The organism is Flavobacterium bizetiae, assembly GCF_024271895.1.
GTDB classification, from domain to species: domain Bacteria; phylum Bacteroidota; class Bacteroidia; order Flavobacteriales; family Flavobacteriaceae; genus Flavobacterium; species Flavobacterium bizetiae.
This window is the reverse complement of record NZ_CP091861.1, coordinates 2,628,566-2,644,925: the sequence shown is the minus strand read 5'-3', so window position 1 is coordinate 2,644,925 and position 16,360 is coordinate 2,628,566. Positions and strand designations below refer to the sequence as shown.

The 16,360-nt window shown below is 34.2% G+C and carries 14 protein-coding genes; all 14 read left to right on the top strand.

Features of this window, described 5'->3' with window-relative positions:
* Positions 1–4: 4 nt before the first annotated feature.
* Positions 5–970 carry a stage II sporulation protein M gene (locus L0669_RS11475; protein ID WP_173972440.1) on the top strand — a complete coding sequence of 322 codons (966 nt, stop codon included), beginning with the start codon at positions 5–7 and terminating at the stop codon, positions 968–970.
* The gene (locus tag L0669_RS11470) at positions 970–1,917 is read left to right on the top strand and encodes a hypothetical protein (RefSeq protein WP_263763604.1); all 948 of its coding nucleotides are present in this window, start codon (positions 970–972) and stop codon (positions 1,915–1,917) included. Before L0669_RS11475 ends, L0669_RS11470 begins: the two co-directional genes overlap by 1 nt.
* The gene (locus L0669_RS11465; protein ID WP_263763602.1) at positions 1,910–2,683 is read left to right on the top strand and encodes a DUF4129 domain-containing protein; all 774 of its coding nucleotides are present in this window, start codon (positions 1,910–1,912) and stop codon (positions 2,681–2,683) included. The genes L0669_RS11470 and L0669_RS11465 overlap by 8 nt, the downstream gene beginning before the upstream one ends.
* Positions 2,676–3,878, top strand: a complete 1,203-nt coding sequence (locus L0669_RS11460) for a DUF4350 domain-containing protein (protein WP_263763600.1) — start codon at positions 2,676–2,678, stop codon at positions 3,876–3,878. The genes L0669_RS11465 and L0669_RS11460 overlap by 8 nt, the downstream gene beginning before the upstream one ends.
* A gap of 95 nt (positions 3,879–3,973) precedes the next feature.
* Positions 3,974–4,987, top strand: a complete 1,014-nt coding sequence (locus L0669_RS11455; protein WP_173972472.1) for an AAA family ATPase — start codon at positions 3,974–3,976, stop codon at positions 4,985–4,987.
* A gap of 54 nt (positions 4,988–5,041) precedes the next feature.
* Positions 5,042–5,656 carry a hypothetical protein gene (locus L0669_RS11450; protein WP_263763598.1) on the top strand — a complete coding sequence of 205 codons (615 nt, stop codon included), beginning with the start codon at positions 5,042–5,044 and terminating at the stop codon, positions 5,654–5,656.
* A 77-nt stretch (positions 5,657–5,733) separates the two neighbouring features.
* A complete protein-coding gene (locus tag L0669_RS11445; RefSeq protein ID WP_263763941.1) occupies positions 5,734–7,020 on the top strand; it encodes a DUF58 domain-containing protein in 1,287 nt (428 codons plus the stop codon).
* 134 nt (positions 7,021–7,154) lie between these two features.
* Positions 7,155–8,240 (top strand): alkaline phosphatase family protein, encoded by a 1,086-nt coding sequence (locus L0669_RS11440; protein WP_263763596.1) that lies wholly within the window; start codon positions 7,155–7,157, stop codon positions 8,238–8,240.
* Between the two features lie 132 nt (positions 8,241–8,372).
* Entirely contained in the window at positions 8,373–8,873 is a 501-nt protein-coding gene (locus L0669_RS11435) for a hypothetical protein (protein ID WP_263763594.1), read from the top strand.
* Positions 8,874–9,071: 198 nt separating this feature from the next.
* The gene (locus tag L0669_RS11430; protein WP_121318600.1) at positions 9,072–9,863 is read left to right on the top strand and encodes a TrmH family RNA methyltransferase; all 792 of its coding nucleotides are present in this window, start codon (positions 9,072–9,074) and stop codon (positions 9,861–9,863) included.
* Positions 9,864–9,879: 16 nt separating this feature from the next.
* Positions 9,880–11,418 carry a serine hydrolase gene (locus L0669_RS11425; RefSeq protein WP_263763592.1) on the top strand — a complete coding sequence of 513 codons (1,539 nt, stop codon included), beginning with the start codon at positions 9,880–9,882 and terminating at the stop codon, positions 11,416–11,418.
* Positions 11,419–12,191: 773 nt separating this feature from the next.
* The gene (locus L0669_RS11420; protein ID WP_173970285.1) at positions 12,192–14,414 is read left to right on the top strand and encodes a RelA/SpoT family protein; all 2,223 of its coding nucleotides are present in this window, start codon (positions 12,192–12,194) and stop codon (positions 14,412–14,414) included.
* 90 nt (positions 14,415–14,504) lie between these two features.
* Positions 14,505–14,963 (top strand): Fur family transcriptional regulator, encoded by a 459-nt coding sequence (locus L0669_RS11415; RefSeq protein ID WP_029268726.1) that lies wholly within the window; start codon positions 14,505–14,507, stop codon positions 14,961–14,963.
* 94 nt (positions 14,964–15,057) lie between these two features.
* Positions 15,058–16,329, top strand: a complete 1,272-nt coding sequence (locus tag L0669_RS11410) for an adenylosuccinate synthase (RefSeq protein ID WP_173970284.1) — start codon at positions 15,058–15,060, stop codon at positions 16,327–16,329.
* The last annotated feature ends 31 nt before the right edge of the window (positions 16,330–16,360 follow it).

Here is a 16,360-nt window from a genome sequence, read left to right as displayed (position 1 = left end):
TACAATGAGAGAAGTCGCCTTCATAAAACAAAATAAAGAAAAATGGCTGGAGTTTGAACTCGCTATTTTTGGTAAAGCTAAAAAAAATCCTGATGAGTTAGCTAATTTGTACATTCAAATGATGAATGATTTGTCCTACGCGCAAACGTATTACCCAAAAAGTAAGACCGTTGTGTATCTCAATCACCTTGCTTCGCAGATTTATCAAAAAATTTATAAAACCAAAAGAACCGAAAAAAACAGATTCCTGGAATTCTTCAAAACCGAAGTTCCTTTGCTGCTTTACGAATACAGACGCTATCTTTTGTATGCGTTTATCTTATTTTTTGCCACGCTGGCTATGGGTGTTGTTTCAGCAAGATACGATCAGAATTTTGTTCGCTTAATTTTAGGCGATCATTATGTCAATATGACTTTAGACAACATCAAAAAAGGAAATCCTATGGCGGTTTACGGCACCGGAAGCAACTGGGGAAGTTTTATTGGTATCACCATGAACAACCTTTACGTAGGCGCAAGATGTTATATTTACGGCATATTTGGCGGATTGGGAACTTTTTATATCTTCCTTCAAAACTCCTTGATGTTAGGGGCTTTTCAGTACTTTTTTTATGATCAGGGCGTTTTCTGGAAAAGTGTTCGCGGTATCTGGATTCACGGTTCTATGGAGATTTTTGCCATTGTAATCGAAAGTGCGGCCGGATTTATTTTAGGAGCTTCCATCCTGTTTCCTAAAACTTATTCGAGATTAAATTCTCTTAAAATAGGTTTCAAAAACAGTTTCAAAATATTCCTGAGTACCTTTCCTTTTACCATAAGCGCAGGATTTCTAGAAGGTTTTATAACACGATATTCTATCGATATGCCCAATTGGTTAAGTAGTTTTATCATCTTATTTACGTTAGGCATTATTTCATTTTATTATTTGGTTTATCCATTCATTGTTCACAAAAAAATAACTTCATTATAATGTTCGAACTTTACAAAAAACGTCAACTAGGAGACTATATAGTAGATTCCTTTACTTTTTTCAAACATTTCGGAAAACACTTTTTCAAGATTTTCTTCGCCATAAATGCTGGTATGCTAGTAATTGCCGGTGCATTAATGTATTTATTTTTACAATTAAATTTTACATCGCTAACCAGTGATAGTTTCGAAAAAACGACACCCGATGATTTTTTAAATTATTTTGACAGCTATCCTCTTATTAGTGGTTTTGCAATACTATTTTTAATTGTAATCGTACTTCTGTCCCTTTTTAATTCCTCCTATCCTATTTTATATTTAAAATTAATAGCTGAGAAAGGCACGAATAATTTTACCACACAAGAAATTTTAACCGCTTTTAGAAAAAGCCTTTGGAAAATATTTAAGTTCGGCATCGGAGTCGTATTCATCATTTTTCCTGTTTTATGCATCGTTATAATTGCATTGTTTCTTCTTTGCTTTGTCTTAATTGGTATTCCTTTATTGATTGTAGCAATACCAACTTTATTTACCTGGATCAATTTGAGTTTTTATACTTATTTATCAGAAGACAAAAGTTTTTTCGAATCGTTAAACCACGCCTATCTTTTGACTAAAGAAGATTTCTGGTCTACTATAGGCGCCAGTTTTATTGTCATGATCATGCTTCAGATGGTGCAGGCCTCTATTACAATGTTCTTTTACTTTGTAGGTATATTTGCCCTTATCTTCTTTGCAATCGCAAATCCTGACATTGATAAAACACCTTTTACTCCTTCGCCAATATTGTTAATTCTGATCAGTATTGCATTTGTGCTGATTCTGACATTGAGCAATATTTTTAATAACATTTTGGTAATCAATCAGGGAATTATCTATTATAGTTTAGGAGCTGAAGATAAAATTCTGGCGACTGAAATTGATTCAATTGGAAATAATAATGAATAAAATCCTCCTCATTTTATCTTTTCTCTTTTTTTCCGGTGTTTCGCATGCCCAGGATTCTTTGGCTACAGCCGAACCACCAAAAATAAATTCTTTAAAATATACCGAGAAAGATATTCAAGTTGATTCAAGTACTGTCGAAGCCAAAACCTTCTCTAAAAACTTTAAGAAAAAATATACTGATCCTGATTTTGTATACGAAGAAAAAGTGCCCGAAAAAGGTTTATGGCAGCGTTTTATCGAATGGCTTGCCGGCATTTACCGCAGTATTTTTAAGGAACAAAATGCTCAAGCATCTGTAAATTTTGTCACTATCTTTTTAAGAACGATAGCCGTTTTAATTATTGTTTTTGTAATCTACTTAATCGCAAAAGCATTAATCAATAAAGAAGGACAATGGATTTTTGGTAAAAATTCGAATAAAAGAAATGTTTATTATTCTGATATCGAAAAGAACATTCATCTTTTGGATTTCGAAAAATTAATAAGCGAAAGTCTTCAGACGGGAGAAAAAAGAATCGCAATTCGTTACTATTATTTATGGTTACTAAAAGTAATGGCGCAAAATCATTATATCGAATGGGATATCGAAAAAACCAATTCAGATTATTTATACGAACTAAAAAAACCCGAACATAAAGAGGATTTTACCTATTTGTCTTATTTGTATAATTATATCTGGTACGGCGAATTTGCAATTGATGAAACCTCATTTATAAAAGCCGAAAACCGATTTAAAAATGCCATAAAAACCTTTAGTAATGGATAAAAGCATAAAAATTTACATTGCTGTTCTGGTTTTTATTTTAACCCTGATTTTAGTAATAGATCGAGATCAGCCAAAGCCTATCGACTGGCGACCAACGTATGCTGTCAATGACAAAATTCCTTACGGATTGTATGTTTTTGACAAGGAAATCAATGACTTTTTTAAAAATCATAAAGTAGAAAGAATCCCGGATGTAACGCCATACGAATTTTTAGATTCAAAGTATAATGAAGATACGCTTGTAGAAAATTATAAAATAAAGGGAACCTTTATAAATATATCCGAAAACAATACAATTGACGAACAATCGATTAAAGAAATTTTTTATTTTGTATCGCACGGAAACAATGCTTTTCTAAGCATGAAAACTTTCCCGCAATATTTATTAGATTCCCTGAAAATAGAAGTTAATTCAGATTATCTCAATGCAAATAAAACGCAGCTATGGCTGGCGAACAAAAAGAATAAAAAATACACCTTTGCGCATCAATTAGACTATTATTTTTCTAAAATTGATACCTTAAATACTACTGTTTTAGGATATCAGGGCGCAAAACCAAGTAATACAAAAGACATTAATTTTATCAAAGTTCCTTATAGACAAGGATATTTTTATTTGCATACGCAGCCTGTTGCTTTTACCAACCTTAATTTGTTAAAAGCAGATCATTATCAATATGCCGAAAGCGTTTTATCTTATTTACCAAAAGGGGATATTTTTTGGTATACCAAAGGTCAGAATAATGAAACCATTTCTCAGTCGCCATTGCGTTACATCCTGGCTCAGCCCGGATTAAAATGGGCGTGGTATTTCTTTATATTCGGAATGTTGATTTTTATTATTTTTAATGCGAAACGCAAACAACGTGTTGTTCCTATACTGAAACCTTTGCCCAATTCGACAGTAGATTTCACGAAAACAATAGGAAATTTATATTTTCAGGAAGGCGATCATCGCAATATTATTGATAAAAAAATTATTTACTTTTTAGAAAAAATACGAACTGAATATTTGATTGATACCACAAAACTGGATGATACTTTTATTCAAAAATTGCATCATAAAACAGGAAAAAGTGAAACAGATATTCAGGAACTTGTATTTTTGATTAACGAACATCGAAATAGTTATCACGGAAGTCTTGAAGAAGATTTAATCCGAATTAATAATGCAATAGAAAAGATTATACATTAGATAAAAAAATATTTGCCACAGATTAAAATGATATTTAAATCAGTGAGAATCATTCTAATCTGTGGCAAAAAAACAACCCAGAAAACAGACCAAACATGGACGATATCAACACAACAGAAAACGAAATCACCAACGAAAACGTGAATTTTGAAACCAGAATAAATCTATCACCGCTTTTAGATCACGTAAACAGTATCAAAAAAGAACTTGAAACCGTAATTGTAGGACAACACAAAATGATCGATCAGCTTTTGGTTGCCATTTTATCAAACGGTCACGTTTTGCTCGAAGGTGTTCCGGGAGTTGCTAAAACCATTACAGCGAAACTATTATCAAAAACGTTGAATATTGGCTTTAGCCGAATTCAGTTTACGCCGGATTTAATGCCATCTGATATTTTAGGAACTTCCATATTTAATTTAAAAACTTCGGAATTTGAATTTAAAAAAGGACCTATTTTCTCGAATTTGATTTTAATTGATGAGATCAACCGTGCGCCAGCCAAAACTCAGGCAGCACTTTTTGAAGTGATGGAAGAACGTCAAATTACCATTGACGGATCTGCTTATCAGCTTGAAACGCCTTTTTTGGTTATTGCAACACAAAACCCAATTGAGCAGGAAGGAACATACCGTTTGCCGGAAGCGCAATTAGACCGTTTTCTATTCAAAATCACAATTGATTACCCAAAATTAGACGAAGAAATCCTGATCATTCAAAGAGAACATTTATTGCAGGATCACGGAAAATTAGAAGCGATAAAAACAATACTTTCTGCGGCTGAAATAAAAGAATATCAGGCCTTGGTAAAACAAATAAGAGTAGAACAAAATCTATTGGAATATATCGCCAGAATTGTAGTAAACACGCGCGAAAATGCCTTTTTATATTTAGGAGCTTCGCCTCGTGCTTCGATTGCGATTCTAAACGCTGCCAAAGGTTTCGCCGCCATTCGCGGACGCGATTTTGTAACTCCTGAAGATATTAAAGAAGCTACGATTCCGGTTTTGCAACATCGTGTAATTGTAGCGCCAGAACGCGAAATGGAAGGCATTACAAGTTCTGAAATTATTAAACAAATTATAGAAACAGTCGAGATTCCTAGATAGTTTTCAGTCGCAGTGACAGTTTTCAGTGCTATGATTAATAACAAACCTTTTTTAATGAAATATTCCAAACTATTTTTTCTGTTTCTTTTTGGTATTACTTTGGTGAGTTTTAAGCCGATGAATATCAAACAGGCGAATACGACCAACATATCAATCTATTTTGCGAACGACAAGCAACAAATCGAAACATTGATTAGGAAAACCTATGAATGGATCGAAACTAAAAAAACTCAAAGCGATTTTGATGTTATCGAAAATAAAAAAGGAGATCAATATGTGGCGCTAAATACAAAAACACACAATAAAATAGTATCAGAACTTAAAAACTCGAATTTTTTTGCACAACAATTTATAGACAATTATAACAAAATCGGGCTGAAAATTGGCGAGAATCTTAAGACCAATAAAATCAAATATTTTGTTGGCGAATTACCTCCATACGGTAACGATAGCAACCCATGGTGTGATTGTCAGGATAACCCGGAATCGTATTGGAAAACATTAAAAGTAAACGATTTAAAAATCCAAAATAACAAAGCTACATTTTACTGGACATGGACTGAATGGAAAGATAGTCCTAAGTACAAAGTAACAGCAGTGAAAGAAAATGGAATCTGGAAAATAGCTGCTTTAGACGGTTTTGATTATAACAGCTTTACTAAAATATAGTAAAAAGACCTTTAACCTTAATTTTATTAAAATTGAAATTTATAAAAAGCCTTTACCTCAATAACTTCTTCTTTTATATGCTTTTGGGCATTATTGGATTATTTGTTTGTGCTTTTATTTTTCCAAACTTATACAATGCGGTTTGGTTTGTAGTCTTGGTTTTAGTGACTTTTTTAGGGCTTGACATTTTAATTTTATACCTAACCAAAACAGGAATCGAAGCCGAAAGAATAACACCGGAAAAACTTTCGAATGGCGATTTAAATCCTATAACCATCAGTATAAAAAACCGTTATACTTTTAAGATTTCAATTAAGGTTATAGACGAAATTCCGTTTCAGTTTCAGGTACGTGATTTCAAAATTATAAAAACGATAAAAGCTTCTGAACAAAAAGAATTTGGTTACGATTTGCGTCCAACCGAACGCGGAGAATATTATTTTGGATATCTGAATATTTACGTTTCTTCGCCTTTAAAATTGGCTTCAAGAAGATTTTCTTTCGATAAGGATAAAATGGTTCCCACCTATCCTTCTTATATTCAGCTTAGAAAATACGATTTATTGGCTTTTTCGAATAATTTATACCAATACGGAATCAAAAAAATCCGTCGTATTGGTCACACCATGGAATTTGAACAAATCAAGGAATACGTTCAGGGCGATGATCTTAGAACACTAAACTGGAAAGCTACGGCAAAGAAAAATTCGTTGATGGTCAACCAGTTTCAGGACGAAAAATCACAATCAGTTTATATGGCGATTGACAAAGGCCGTGTGATGCAAATGCCTTTTGATGGATTGAGTTTACTGGATTATGCCATTAATTCGACTTTGGTATTATCCAACGTCATTCTGAAAAAACAGGACAAAGCCGGAATTTTTGCATTTTCTAAAAAAGTAGAAAACAGAGTTTTCGCCGAGAAAAGAGCTTCGCAAATGCAGAAAATTCTCGAAACTTTATACAACATCAAAACCGATTTTTTCGAAAGCGATTATAGCCGTTTATACGTTGACATCAAGAAAAACATCAATCAGAGAAGTTTGATTATTTTATATACAAACTTCGAAACCATGGACGGTTTAAACCGACAATTACCTTATTTAAAAGGAATTGCAAAAAGTCATTTATTAGTTGTGGTCTTTTTTAGTAATACAGAATTAAATACGATCATTAACAAAAAAACCGACACGATTCAGGAAGTTTATGACAAAGTAATTGCCGAAAAATTCATGTTCGAAAAACGATTGATCGCCAACGAACTCAAAAAATACGGAATACATTCGGTTTTAACTCAACCTGAAAATCTGACTTTGGATGCTATCAATAAATATTTAGAAATAAAAGCGAGGGGAATTTTGTAAAAGATGTTTGTTAATTTATGGTTATATTTAGGATATGAACTGACAATAAATTTATCGCTACAGCAATAATAGTTAGTTTTGAAATATCGATTTGTAAAATATCATTAATCCTTTTTAATATCAATTCACTAAATATGAAAAAAATAACCGCATTTATATTCGCCTTTACAAGCCTTTTGTCACACGCACAAAAAACAGAAAACATCATTATTATCACCACAGACGGTTTTAGATGGCAGGAAGTTTTTAAGGGAATGGACAAAGAAATCGCCGACAACAAAAGATTCAATCAGGGAGACCGAACTTACATTTACAAAAAATACGGAAGTGCCGATATTGCAGAAGCACGCCAGAAAATAATGCCTTTTTTATGGTCTGAAATTGTTTCGAAAGGCCAAATTTATGGTAATCGCGATTTAGGAAATAAAGTGGATGTTACTAACAGATACTGGTTTAGTTATCCCGGATATAGTGAAATGATGACCGGAAACGCAGATAATGCCATAAATTCTAATGGTTATAAAGACAATCCGAATGTAAATGTTCTGGAGTTTTTGAACCAACAACCAAGCTTAAATGGTAAAGTAAACGCTTTTGGTGCATGGAATGCATTTGACAGAATTTTGAACGAAAAAAGAAGCGGTTTTCCGGTAATTTCGGCCTTTGACAGTATTGGAGGAAATAACCCAACCGAAACTCAAAAATTGCTCAATGCCATGCGCGATAACTCATACAAACCTTTTCATGAAGATGAATGTCTGGATGTTTTTACACATTATCAAGCGCTAAATGAACTTAAAACAAACAAACCAAAAGTACTTTATATCGCTTACGGAGAAACTGATGAATGGGCACATTCAGGACAATACAGATCGTATCTTGACGCTGCCCATCAGGTTGACAAATGGATTAAGGAAATTTGGGAATTTGTACAAAGCGATCCGCAATACAAAGACAAAACCACTTTATTGATCACGGTTGATCACGGTCGTGGCGACAAGAAAAAGAAACAATGGACAGATCACGGTTCTGATGTTGCCGGAGCATCTGAAATCTGGGTTGCCGCAATGGGACCGGAAATTACACCAAAAGGCGAACTTAAAACTCAAGGGCAGTTGTATCAAAACCAAATTGCACAAACAATCGCCAAAATTATGGGATACACTTTTACAGCTTCACATCCTGTTGCCCAGGAAATTGCAGAAATAGTAAAGAAATAATAAGACTTTTTTTTTGCCACGAATTACACGAATTTTCACGAATTAATATTTAATTCAATGCGAATAAAAAATTAGTGCAAATTCGTGAAATTCGTGGCAAACTTTTTTTTTGTAAAATCATACACTAATAAAATGACAAATAATTGGGATGAAATAAATTGGATTTTTGAACCAGATGGTGCGCTGAGAGATATTTACGTTCAAGACGTTGAAATTGAAGATTGGAAAATTCTAATTAATTATCTCAATACAAATCATATTGTAAAATATGGTCTAGTAGGAGAAAACAAAGAGATTAATAAAATTGACTTAGAATATTTAATCTACTATTTGAATGATGAAACTGGAGAATTAGAAGTAAAAATCGTATCTATTATAATTGACGATATTATCATAAATCTTCATTTTTTCTCAATTGATGAAATTGAATTTGATATTGATCCGAAGGAAATATATTCTTTTGATAATTATAAAAAGATTCTGGATTTTATGAATAAAGTGAGTAAAATTTTAAATAAACCTTTGATCTTGACGGGTGAAAATCAAAGGAAGTTTCCCTTAATAAATGTAGATTTTTCAAAAAAAACAATAAAAACATTAACAAAAAAAGAAGCTGAGCAATTATGGAAGTAATTAACCTAAATTGTACAAATTTACAGGAATAAATACTTTGAATTAGCGCAAGAAAAAATTAGTGCAAATTCGTGAAATTCGTGGCAAACTTTTTTTACCCCGGCTTAAGCCTCTGAACCTCTGAACCTTTGCTACTTTGAACCTATTTTAAAAAAAATCTCAGTACCTTAGCGCCTCAGAACCTAAGTAGCTTAAAAAATGAAACAAATTACTTCAATACAAAATCCGTTTATAAAATCACTCGTTTTACTACAAGAAAAGGCAAAAGCCCGAAAACAAACCGGAACATTTTTAATTGAAGGCTTACGCGAAATTTCACTAGCTATCAAAGGCGGTTACGAAATAGAAACCGTTTTATTTTTACCAGAATTGGTTACTGAAAGTCAGATTAATAAATTGGTCAATACGCCAGTTTCATTAATCGAAATAAACAAAGAAGTATATCAAAAACTAGCGTATCGCGACACCACCGAAGGTATTTTAGCTATAGCCAAAACCAAATCGATGTCATTAGCTGATTTAAAATTATCTGATAATCCGTTGATCATTGTTGCCGAAGCGCCAGAAAAACCAGGAAACATAGGTGCACTTTTACGTACTGCCGATGCCGCAAATCTTGATGCAGTTTTGATCGCAAACCCAAAAAGCGATTTATACAACCCCAATATTGTTCGCTCCAGCGTTGGTTGTTTGTTTACCAACCAAATCGCCACAGGAACAACGGCTGAAATCATTGCTTTTCTGAAAGAAAAAAAGATCGATTTTTATTGTGCTACTTTACAAAATTCAACCTCATATCATACACAGGATTTCACTACTCCAACGGCTTTGGTTGTAGGTACAGAAGCTACAGGACTAACGCAGGATTGGCGTGATGCCGCAACCCAAAATATCATTATCCCAATGCAGGGCGAAATCGACAGCATGAATGTATCAGTTGCTGCCGCTATTTTAATTTTTGAAGCCAAACGTCAAAGAGGATTTAATTAATTTTAAATTAAAAATTATGAGTTATAAATTATCCGTTTTAGCCTTATTATTTTCTTTTTCAGTTTCGGCTCAAATCAGTAATCAGGAAGTAGATGAATTGGTCAATCGTACGATAAAAGCTTTTGATGTTCCGGGAATCGCCGTTGCCATTGTAAAAGACGGAAAAGTAGTTCTGGCAAAAGGTTACGGAGTACAATCGGTCGTTACGCAACAAAAAGTAGATGCCAATACCCTTTTCGGAATTGCCTCAAATAGTAAAGCTTTTACAACTGCTGCGCTTGCAATGCTGGTAGATGAAGGCAAAGTAAAATGGGATGATAAAGTCGTACAATATCTTCCGGATTTTAAAATGTATGATGATTTTGTAACCCGTGAATTCACGATTCGTGATTTATTAACACACAGAAGCGGCCTCGGACTTGGAGCGGGAGATTTGATGATCTGGCCTGACGGAAGCGATTTTAAAGCACAGGATATTGTTCATAATTTAAGATATTTAAAACCCGTTTCGAGTTTTAGAACCAAATACGATTACGACAATTTGATGTACATTATTGCAGGTGAAATTGTGCATGTTGTAAGCGGAAAAACCTGGGCAGATTTTGTCGAAGAACGCATTATGAAACCGCTTGAAATGAACAATAGTGTAGCTTCTGTAAAACGTTTAAAAGATACTACAAACGTAATCACGCCGCACGTACCAATTGACGGAAAACTAAAAACGATAAAACGTTACGAAAACCAGCTTTTTGACGGAGCAGCCGGAATTTATTCAAGTGTAAATGACTTGAGTAAGTGGGCAATTCTGCAAATCAATAACGGTAAATACGGTGATAATAAACAATTGTTTTCAGAGAAAGAACACGACGAAATGTGGCAATTGCAAACCATTATTCCGGCAAAAACAAAACCTCCGTACAATACCCATTTTTCAGGTTATGGTTTAGGATGGTTTTTAAGTGATGTAAAAGGGTACAAACAAGTTTCGCACACCGGTGGTTTAGAAGGAAATGTAACGCAAACGACGTTAATTCCTGAAATAGGTTTAGGAATTATTATTTTAACGAATCAGCAATCCGGAGCGGCTTTTAGCGCGATTACCAATACGATAAAAGACAGTTATTTAGGCATTAAACCCGAAGATTACGTAACAACTTACAGCAACCGCGTAAAAGCCAGCGAAGCATCGGCAGATAAAGTGACGGATGAAGTTTGGGCGACGGTTGCCAAAAACAAAAAAGACAAACTAAAAATTGATTTCTCTAAAATAACCGGAACTTACAAAGACAATTGGTTTGGAGAAGTTACAATAACAGAGAAAAAAGGAAAGCTATATTTTGCCTCAAAACGTTCGCCACAACTCGTTGGTGAAGTCTTTTTCTACAAAGATGGAAATTATGTTGTAAAATGGAATAACGCCTTTTTTCATGCCGATGCGCATTTACTTTTCAAATACGATCAAAACGGAAAAGCCAATAACTTAAAAATGCTTCCAATCTCTGAATTAACTGATTTTAGTTACGATTTTCAGGATTTAGATTTTTCGAAAGAGTAGTTTTTAGGTCTCAGTCGCAGTCTATGATAAAATCTGTTCTTTTTTTAAGGAGCTAATCCCGCTATTCGTTCCAATCTTTTGTGGCGAACACCGCCACAAAAGGATTTCCTCTTCTATCGGGGCTAGGGCAATCATTTTCATAAGAATGTTTTCGTCTAATTGTCATCTTAAGAAACGAACGATCACACTAGAAATTCTACAATCAAAATCGTGAAACTTTGTCGAGTTTCGCGTGTGATCCTTCCTTCGTCATGATGACAAGATTGTGGTTACATAATGGGAAAACTAAAAAATAAAATATCCCTCCTTTTTTTTCAAAAGTTTCGAAGGAACAAATTATATTGTAGGGATGTCCCGAAGCTTCGGGATTAATCCGTCCTCGCAATCAAAATCGTCAATCTTTGTCGAGTTTCGCGTGTGATCCTTCCTTCGTCAGGATGACAAGATTGTGGTTACATTATCGAAAAACTAAAAATAAAGAATATCGACTCCGTTCGCTCGCGAGAGGGATAGAAGAAGGCTACCGAAGTAGCGCGGATAGCCCGACAGCATGCCGATAAGAGGGCGTATAAGCGTACAGAAACTTTGCCCTCTTATCGGTATGGTGGCTCGCCCAAAGCATGACAGACACCAATTTACAGAACTGAAAAACGAAACGAAAAAAAACTGAACTATCTTCTGAAAAATCTAAAATCAGAAATCTAAAATCAACCCTTCATTCCCTTGTGTATATTCAAACTTATTCTTATTTTTAGTACTTGAACTATGCCGTTATGATAGAAATAGATATTGAGAAAGAAAATAAAGCAATTGCCCAAGAGTATAAAGAATTACTTCGAATCAGTTATCAGACTTTAAGTCCAACCGACAAAAAATTAATCCGAAAAGCATTTGATGTCGCAGTAGATGCACATAAAGAACAGAGACGTAAATCTGGCGAAGCGTATATCTTTCATCCTATTGCAGTTGCAAAAATTGTGGCTTCTGAAATTGGTTTAGGAGCGACCTCTATTGCTGCGGCCTTATTGCACGATGTTGTCGAAGATACTCCTATGACAGTTGAGGATATTGAACGTTTGTTTAATCCAAAAGTAGCTCAGTTAGTTGAAGGTTTAACCAAGATTTCATTAGTTCAAAAAGATCTGAATGCTTCGATGCAGGCGGAGAATTTCAGGAAAATGATCCTGACTCTGAACGATGATGTTCGTGTAATCCTGATAAAACTCGCAGATCGTTTGCATAATATGCAAACCATGGATTCGATGGCGGAATACAAACAAACCAAAATCGCTTCAGAAACACTTTATATTTACGCGCCTCTTGCCCATCGTTTAGGTCTTTATAATATTAAAACTAAACTGGAAGATTTAGGTTTAAAATATACAGAACCTGCTGTTTACAATGATATTGTAAGCAAAATCAGGGAGACGAAAGAAGAACAAGATGCTTACATCAAAGATATTTCAGACGTTTTAAAAAAATCGCTGGACAATGAAGGCATCGATTATGTGATAAAAGGACGTCCGAAATCTATTTATTCGATTCGTCGTAAAATGCGCGCTCAAAATGTGAGTTTTGATGAAGTGTATGACAAATTTGCTTTAAGAATTGTCTACAAATCAGATCAGCATGACGAGAAATTCGTTGCCTGGAAAATCTATTCGATCGTAACCGATCATTACAGACCAAGCCCGAGCCGTTTGCGCGACTGGATTTCTTCTCCTAAATCAACCGGATACGAAGCTTTGCACATTACCGTTATGGGGCCAAAAGGCCGCTGGGTAGAAGTTCAGGTTCGAAGTGAGCGTATGGATGAAATTGCAGAGAAAGGATACGCGGCGCATTACAAATACAAAAACGGCGCTACAGAAGAAAGCGGTTTGGATGTCTGGTTGAATTTACTACGCGAAGCGCTGGAAAATCAGGAAACCAATGCGGTAGATTTTGTAGAAGATTTTAAAATGAATTTATATTCTAAAGAAATCTTTGTCTTTACGCCAAAAGGAGAAATCAAATCGTTGCCAAAAGGAGCTACTTCGCTTGATTTTGCGTTTAGTATTCACTCCGAAATTGGAATTAAAACCAGAGGAACTCGTGTAAACGGTCGTTTGGTACCTTTGAATCACGAACTAAAAAGTGGTGATCAGGTGGAAGTTATTACTTCGGCAAACCAAAAACCTACGGTAAACTGGTTAGAATATGTAACGACTTCAAGAGCTAAAACTAAAATCAAAAACGTTCTTAACGAGAACACTAAAAAAATTGCAGAAGAAGGAAAAGAATTACTTACCCGAAAACTGAGACATTTAAAAATAACGATCAACGAACAAGTTATCAACGAATTAGTAAACTTTTTTAAACTAAAAACAAGTTTAGATTTATTTTACAGAGTTGGAATTGGGGCGATCGAAAATCAACAATTAAAAGATTACGCAGCTCAAAAAAGCAATACGTTTATCAATTTCTTTAAAAATAAAATCAAAAGAAATAAAGAAACAACTGCCGCAGAAGACATTCATAAACCTGTTATGAGCAGTAATTATGACATGCTGGTTTTTGGAACTGAGCATGATAAACTAGATTACAAACTTTCGCCTTGTTGTAACCCAATTCCGGGAGATGATGTTTTTGGATTTGTAACAATAAATGAGGGAATCAAAGTTCATAAAAAAGATTGTCCTAATGCGATTGGTATGCAATCTAATTATGCGTATCGCATTATGAGCGCCAAATGGATCGATTCATCTCAGGAAGAATTCAAAGCCATTATCAATATTACAGGAATGGATGTCTTAGGACTTACCAATCAGTTAACAAGGGTAATTTCGAACAATATGAGCGTGAACATTCAGAGTATTTCGTTGAGCACAGATGCCGGAATTTTTCATGGTCAGATTGCCGTTATTGTTCAGAATAATACCATTTTAAAGAAAATGATTAATGCGATTAAAAAAATTGATGGGGTTGATAAAGTAACGAGAGAGTACAGAACTTAAACTTTTTTAACCTATCTATAGGGGATTTATAACTAAACTTTAAACCCGAAACTTTTATTCATTAAAAATAAAAAATTATCTTTGCCGGATATGACACTCATTTCAACTGACAACACTAGAAATCAAGAAATTGTAAAAAATGTTTTTACAATGTATCTTGAGCAAAAAGGGCATCGCAAAACTCCTGAGCGTTATGCTATACTTCAGGAAATTTACGATAGCGAAGAACATTTTGACATAGAAAACTTATATATCAAAATGAAAAACAAGAACTATCGTGTGAGTAGAGCTACATTATACAACACGATCGAGTTATTGTTAGACTGCGCTTTGGTTAGAAAACATCAATTTGGGCAAAATCAGGCTTACTACGAAAAATCATATTTTGATAAACAGCATGACCATATTATCATGACTGATTCTGGTGAGGTGATTGAATTTTGCGATCCAAGAATTCAAACCATCAAAAAAACAATCGAAGAAATATTTGATATCGAAATCACGAATCATTCATTGTATTTCTACGGAAACAAAAAACAAAAACAATAATCCGTAAAGGAATTATTCAAAAAATAAAAAAAAGAAAATTAACTACATTAATCAGTAGGGCAACTCGGGTTGCCTCAACGCAAATTAAAACAGAATGACCGTAGATTTATTACTAGGATTACAATGGGGAGATGAAGGTAAAGGGAAAATTGTTGACGTTCTTACCTCTAATTATGATATTATTGCACGTTTTCAAGGAGGACCAAACGCAGGACATACATTAGAATTTGACGGAATCAAACATGTACTTAGAACCATTCCTTCTGGAATTTTTCATAAAAATTCAATAAACATCATTGGTAATGGTGTTGTAATAGATCCGGTAGTTTTTCAAAAAGAAATTGAAGGTTTAGAGAAATTTAACCTTGATATCAAAAGCAAATTGATCATTTCAAGAAAAGCACACTTAATTTTACCAACTCACCGTTTATTAGATGCAGCATCAGAAGCATCTAAAGGAAAAGCAAAAATTGGTTCTACTCTTAAAGGAATTGGGCCAACTTACATGGACAAAACTGGTAGAAATGGTTTACGTGTTGGAGATATCGAATTAGAAGATTTTAAAGAACGTTACAGAGCATTGGCTGACAAGCACGAAGCAATGATTGCTTTTTATGACGTAGCGATTCAATACAACTTAGCTGAACTTGAAAAAGAGTTTTTTGAAGCTATCGAAGAATTAAAAAAATTAGATTTTATTGACAGTGAAGAATATATGTACCAGGCTCAAAAAGCGGGTAAATCTATTTTATGCGAAGGAGCTCAGGGTTCTTTATTAGATGTTGATTTTGGAACTTATCCTTTCGTAACTTCATCAAATACTACTGCTGCAGGAGCTTGTACTGGTTTAGGAATTGCGCCTAACAAAATCAAAGAAGTTTACGGAATTTTTAAAGCTTATGTTACTCGTGTTGGTAGCGGACCATTCCCTACTGAACTTTTTGACGAAGTTGGTGCTACCATGGCAAAAGTGGGTAACGAATTCGGATCTGTAACAGGAAGACAAAGACGTTGCGGATGGTTAGACCTTGTAGCTTTAAAATACGCTGTTCAGGTAAACGGAGTTACTCAGTTAATGATGATGAAAGGCGATGTTCTTTCAGGATTCGAAACTCTAAAAGTTTGTACAGAATACAACTATAAAGGACAAAACATTTCTCACTTTCCTTATAACATCGAGCCTGAAAATGTAACTCCTGTTTATAAAGAATTTAAAGGATGGAAAGCTGACTTAACGGGATTGACTACTTATGAGCAATTACCAATTGAGCTAAAAGAATATATTGAGTTTATTGAAGCAGAAGTTGGCGTGCCAATTAAGATTGTATCTGTTGGACCAGACAGAAAGCAAACAATAACAAAATAATATCTCTAAACGCTCTGATAATCAGAGCGTT

Excerpts from the sequence above, each read along its gene's own strand:
- L0669_RS11475 (WP_173972440.1), top strand. The coding sequence starts at position 5 with ATGAGAGAAGTCGCCTTCATAAAACAAAATAAAGAAAAATGGCTGGAG.
- L0669_RS11470 (WP_263763604.1), top strand. The coding sequence starts at position 970 with ATGTTCGAACTTTACAAAAAACGTCAACTAGGAGACTATATAGTAGAT.
- L0669_RS11465 (WP_263763602.1), top strand. The coding sequence starts at position 1,910 with ATGAATAAAATCCTCCTCATTTTATCTTTTCTCTTTTTTTCCGGTGTT.
- L0669_RS11460 (WP_263763600.1), top strand. The coding sequence starts at position 2,676 with ATGGATAAAAGCATAAAAATTTACATTGCTGTTCTGGTTTTTATTTTA.
- L0669_RS11455 (WP_173972472.1), top strand. The coding sequence starts at position 3,974 with ATGGACGATATCAACACAACAGAAAACGAAATCACCAACGAAAACGTG.
- L0669_RS11450 (WP_263763598.1), top strand. The coding sequence starts at position 5,042 with ATGAAATATTCCAAACTATTTTTTCTGTTTCTTTTTGGTATTACTTTG.
- L0669_RS11445 (WP_263763941.1), top strand. The coding sequence starts at position 5,734 with ATGCTTTTGGGCATTATTGGATTATTTGTTTGTGCTTTTATTTTTCCA.
- L0669_RS11440 (WP_263763596.1), top strand. The coding sequence starts at position 7,155 with ATGAAAAAAATAACCGCATTTATATTCGCCTTTACAAGCCTTTTGTCA.
- L0669_RS11435 (WP_263763594.1), top strand. The coding sequence starts at position 8,373 with ATGACAAATAATTGGGATGAAATAAATTGGATTTTTGAACCAGATGGT.
- L0669_RS11430 (WP_121318600.1), top strand. The coding sequence starts at position 9,072 with ATGAAACAAATTACTTCAATACAAAATCCGTTTATAAAATCACTCGTT.
- L0669_RS11425 (WP_263763592.1), top strand. The coding sequence starts at position 9,880 with ATGAGTTATAAATTATCCGTTTTAGCCTTATTATTTTCTTTTTCAGTT.
- L0669_RS11420 (WP_173970285.1), top strand. The coding sequence starts at position 12,192 with ATGATAGAAATAGATATTGAGAAAGAAAATAAAGCAATTGCCCAAGAG.
- L0669_RS11415 (WP_029268726.1), top strand. The coding sequence starts at position 14,505 with ATGACACTCATTTCAACTGACAACACTAGAAATCAAGAAATTGTAAAA.
- L0669_RS11410 (WP_173970284.1), top strand. The coding sequence starts at position 15,058 with ATGACCGTAGATTTATTACTAGGATTACAATGGGGAGATGAAGGTAAA.